Annotated in this window: 6 protein-coding genes; 5 read left to right on the top strand and 1 reads right to left on the bottom strand. The window is 60.7% G+C overall.

Annotation, left to right across the window (positions count from 1 at the left end):
• The 5 genes from EN935_RS23700 to EN935_RS23680 all read left to right on the top strand — a co-directional run.
• Positions 1–995, top strand: a 995-nt coding sequence (locus EN935_RS23700; protein WP_127373660.1) for a type IV secretion system protein, incomplete at its 5' end; no start/stop codon positions are given.
• The gene (gene trbF, locus EN935_RS23695) at positions 996–1,727 is read left to right on the top strand and encodes a conjugal transfer protein TrbF (protein ID WP_063169230.1); all 732 of its coding nucleotides are present in this window, start codon (positions 996–998) and stop codon (positions 1,725–1,727) included.
• Position 1,728: 1 nt separating this feature from the next.
• Positions 1,729–2,754, top strand: a complete 1,026-nt coding sequence (gene trbG, locus EN935_RS23690) for a P-type conjugative transfer protein TrbG (protein ID WP_164548809.1) — start codon at positions 1,729–1,731, stop codon at positions 2,752–2,754.
• Positions 2,751–3,965: a TrbI/VirB10 family protein gene (locus tag EN935_RS23685; RefSeq protein WP_127373659.1), complete on the top strand. Its 1,215-nt coding sequence runs from the start codon at positions 2,751–2,753 to the stop codon at positions 3,963–3,965. Before trbG ends, EN935_RS23685 begins: the two co-directional genes overlap by 4 nt.
• Positions 3,966–3,977: 12 nt before the next feature.
• Positions 3,978–4,220 carry a DUF2274 domain-containing protein gene (locus tag EN935_RS23680; protein WP_024502859.1) on the top strand — a complete coding sequence of 81 codons (243 nt, stop codon included), beginning with the start codon at positions 3,978–3,980 and terminating at the stop codon, positions 4,218–4,220.
• Between the two features lie 29 nt (positions 4,221–4,249).
• Here the strand turns inward: EN935_RS23680 and EN935_RS41480 are convergent.
• Positions 4,250–4,501, bottom strand: a 252-nt coding sequence (locus EN935_RS41480) for a hypothetical protein (RefSeq protein ID WP_206516445.1), incomplete at its 5' end; no start/stop codon positions are given.

Here is a 4,501-nt window from a genome sequence, read left to right as displayed (position 1 = left end):
GCATTGCCGCGACCGGTTTCGAAGGTGCTTGGCCAATGCTTGACCAAGCCAGTCAGCTCCTGGGCTTCCCGGAAATCTTCGGCAACGCACTGACCATCTTCGTGCTGCTGATGGCCTGGTTCCTGGTCATCATCGCCTTCTTCATCCTTTCCATCCAGCTTTTCATCACCATCCTTGAGTTCAAGCTCACCACGCTGGCAGGTTTTGTTTTGGTTCCATTCGCACTTTGGAACCGTTCAGCGTTCCTGGCCGAACGCGTGCTCGGCCATGTTATCTCGTCAGGCATCAAGGTGATGGTGCTCGCCGTCATTGTCGGTATCGGCTCCACGCTCTTCGGGGAGTTCGCTTCCGCATTGCAAGGCAAGGAGCCGGATCTTGCCGGTGCCATGTCCCAGGTACTGGGCGCACTGGCATTGCTTGGCCTTGGCATTTTTGGGCCGGGGATCGCGTCGGGTCTTGTCTCAGGCGCACCGCAGCTTGGGGCGGGCGCCGCCCTCGGCACGACCGCGGCGGCAGCGGGTGTATCACTCGTTGCTGGAGGCACAGCATTTGCTGGCGCGCGTATGGCAACCAGCGGCGGTGTCGCCGCCATCCGAGCCGGCACAACAATGGGATCGGCTGCTTCCACGTCATGGCAGATCGGGCGCGCAACCTCGCCCGACGCTGGCCTCTCCGGTGTGGCTGCTGGAATGCATGGTGTAACCAGTGCAGCTGGCGGCGCCGCTATACGCATAGCGCGATCCGCCACTGCAAGTGTTGGGCGCAACGCCGATGCCGGGCGCGATGCCGCGTGGACCGCGACCGGCGGCACGCCGACAGCGCCAATGACCGAACGCTCTGCCGGTTCGGCCACTGTTTCGGCGCCGACGTGGGCAAGGCGCCTACGTTCTGAACAGACCGCCCGTGCAAATCGCCACGCTGCCATGCAAGCTGTCCGAGACGGAGACCGGCCGGGAGGCAGCGCCACCCCCTCTCTCAACGACAAGGATGACTAGATGCTCTTCAAGCGACCCGTGCACCGTTACGGCAAAACACCCGAACCGGTCACGCCGTATCAAAAAGCCGCCCAGCTGTGGGACGAGCGCATCGGCTCATCTCGACTGCAGGCCAGGAACTGGCGGATCATGGCCCTTGGCTGCCTGGCCTTGGCGACCGGGCTTTCCGGCGGACTCGTATGGCAGTCGATGCAAAGCCGTGTCGTGCCTTATGTCGTCGAGGTCGATGGCTTCGGCGAGACGCGCGCCGTCGCGCCGGCGATCCGGAATTATGAGCCCTCGGATGCTCAGATCGCCTGGCATCTCGGCCGCTTCATCCAGAATGTCCGTTCCGTTTCCACCGATCCGGTTTTGGTACGGCAGAACTGGTTGGCAGCGTACGACTTTGCTAGCGATCGCGCAGCGCTCTTCCTCAACGAATACGCCAAGGCGAACGACCCCTTCGGTCAGATCGGAACGCGCAGTGTTTCGGTACAGGTCACCAGCGTGGTCAGAGCCTCCGAAAGTTCATTCCAGGTCAAATGGACCGAGCAGGTGTTTGAGCGCGGAAGCCTTGCCAGCACGATGCGCTGGACTGCGATCCTCACGATCGTGATTCGCTCGCCAAGCAATACGGATCAGCTGCGCAAGAATCCGCTCGGCGTCTTCATCAATGCCATTGACTGGTCACGCGAGCTCGACAGCGCCGTCCCAACCCCCCTTTCTCCGACGGAGTCCACCAATGAAAGGTAAAATGTCACCGATTCGTGCCGTGCTGATCCTATCGGTGTCGGCAGCGGTCGTTTCCGCTTGTGCATCGAAGAAGGTGCCGCCGCCTGAGATTTCCTATGACGCTGCCGACTTCAAACCGGCCGCGATCGAAAAGGCGCCGGAGAGGCCGATTAGAATTGTCGAGGTGCCAAAACCACTGCCGCTGCCTGGCCAAATGCAGCCCGAGCCCGGCAAGGCCGAGGACAAGCGCCCCCCTGAAGAACGCGTCGCTGATGCCAACAAAGCCGCGACACAGCAACCCACCAAGTACGGGTATGTTAATGCCGTGCAAGTCTACCCCTTCACCGATGGCGCGCTTTATCAACTCTATGCCGCGCCGGAGCGCGTGACCGACATCGCTCTGCAGCCGGGCGAGAAACTAACCGCCGTGTCGGCTGGCGACACCGTGCGCTGGGTCATTGGCGATACCGCAAGCGGCACCGGTGACAATCAGCGCACCCATGTTCTGGTAAAACCCTTCGCGCCGGGTCTTGCCACCAATGTCGTCATTACGACGGACCGGCGGACCTATCATTTGCAGCTTCAAAGCACCGAGAAGACCGCAATGGCGGCAATCTCCTGGACCTACAGCCAAGACCAGATCATCGCGCTTCGCCAGCGCAATGCTCAAGCCGAGGCAGTTACACCGGTCGCGTCGAATATCGCGCTCGAAAACCTTCGCTTTCGCTACTCAATCAGTGGCGACACACCGCCCTGGAGACCGACGCGAGCCTTCGACGACGGCAGCAAGGTCTATATTGAGTTCCCTCGTCGCATAGATCAGGGCGAGGCGCCACCACTCTTCATCGTCGGCGCAGATGGGAGCAGCGAGCTCGTCAACTATCGCGTGCGCGGCAACTATTACATCGTCGATCGGCTCTTCGCCGCGGCCGAACTTCGCCTCGGCACCAAGCGGCAGCAGGTGATCCGCATCAGCAGGATTGACGGCAGGCAACCGCAACGGCGGATCTCGCTCTTTCGCGGCAGCCGGCGAGGTGAGGACTCATGATCGAAAATTCCCGCTCTGGCATCCCGCCGAAACTGGATCCCGAGGAACTGCAGCTTCGGGCCTCTCCCCGCCGCGTGGTGCGGTTCAGGCGCGGTGTGATCATCGCGATCGCAGCGCTCGGATCCGGCGCTGTCTTCGGCGTTACCATGATCGCCCTCCAGGGGCCGGCCCTTCGCATCAGGGATCAGGCGGAAGATCTCTACAACACTGAGCGCAAACCAACCGCCGAGGGGCTCGATACGCTTCCCCATGACTATTCCGGCATGAAGCCGAAGCCTCCCGTCCTTGGGCTACCTTTGCCGGGCGACCTCGGCCGCCCCATCCTCGAGCGGCAGCGCCAGCTCGGCATCGTGCCGGGCCAAGACATCTCGGCCGAGGAGCAGCGTCTAGCGCAGCAGGCGATCGAAGCGCGTGAATCGCGGGTGCTTTTCCGCGTCGAAAATCGAGCTCAAAAGACAGATGTCGGAGAGAGCGTGCAAACTGCTCAGCATCCATTTGAGGCGCTTCCCCAATCCGAAGCAGGACGCGCGTCAGCCTCGGTGGCGGCGGCGGAAGGCGACCAGAACAATCAGCAGCGAAAGCTTGATTTTCTCAGCCAGCGGAGCACTGGCGGGATCTACAATCCGCATGCGCTGCAGACGCCGATCTCGCCATATCAACTGATGGCTGGCAGCGTGATTGCCCCCAGCCTGATCACCGGCATCAATTCCGATTTGCCGGGCCTTGTCGTCGCGCAAGTCACCGAAAATGTGCACGACACGGTCACGGGCAACATATTGCTGATTCCGCAGGGCTCACGTCTTATCGGCGTCTACGACAGCGTCGTCGCGTTCGGGCAAAAGCGAGCGCTGCTGGTCTGGCAGCGCATTCTGCTGCCCGACGGCTCGTCGGCCGAAATCGACAATCTGCCCGCGAGCGACACCGCCGGCTACGCAGGGCTGGAAGACGAAGTCGATTTCCACACTTGGCAGATGATCAAGGGAGTGGCGCTTGCCACATTGCTCGGTGTCGGCACAGAATTCAGCCTCGGCGAAAACGAGAGCGATCTGGTCAAGGCGATCCGGGAATCAGCCCAGCAGAACGCCAGTCGAGCCGGCCAGCGCATCACCGAAAAAAACCTCAATATCCAGCCCACCATCGTCGTCCGCCCAGGTTGGCCACTGCGCGTCATCGTGCACAAGGACATCGTGCTGCGGCCATACGCCAGTTGAGCAGGAGTTATCATGGCTGACCTGAAACTTGGAAAACTTCCGGACCGAACAGCTTCGAAGATCACCATTACCGTCAGCGCGGAGCTGAGCCAAACACTCAAGGAGTATGCTGCACTTTACCGTCAGACCTATGGTCAGTCTGAAACCGTGGCAGAACTCATCCCTTTCATGCTGGCGGCGTTTCTGGAAGGCGACCGAGCCTTTGCCAAGGCCAGAAAGGAACGTCTGCCGACGGAGCTTGCCGGAAAATCGTGACTCCTCCGCTAGGGCAGCTGGAACATTGCCTAGCTGTCGCGACCTACCTGCTCCTCGCGAAGCATAGGATCAAACACCTTGGAATGCAGGTATGCGCAAGAGATGATGTGGAAGGAGATACCGCGCAACAGCCTAAGTTTGCATTTTCGATTTGGTCGGCCGTGAACTATCCGCAAGCCATTGATCTGGCCTGTTGATTGAGGCGGATAGCGGCTTTGGAATTGCAGGATTAGCGGTATTTGGACGCTGTTTTCCTGCAATTCGGTTTTGCGATTCCCTTG

The organism is Mesorhizobium sp. M7D.F.Ca.US.004.03.1.1, from assembly GCF_003998635.1.
Classification (GTDB): domain Bacteria; phylum Pseudomonadota; class Alphaproteobacteria; order Rhizobiales; family Rhizobiaceae; genus Mesorhizobium; species Mesorhizobium loti.
The sequence above is the reverse complement of the archived record's forward strand: the minus strand, read 5'-3'. Positions and strand labels throughout refer to the sequence as shown.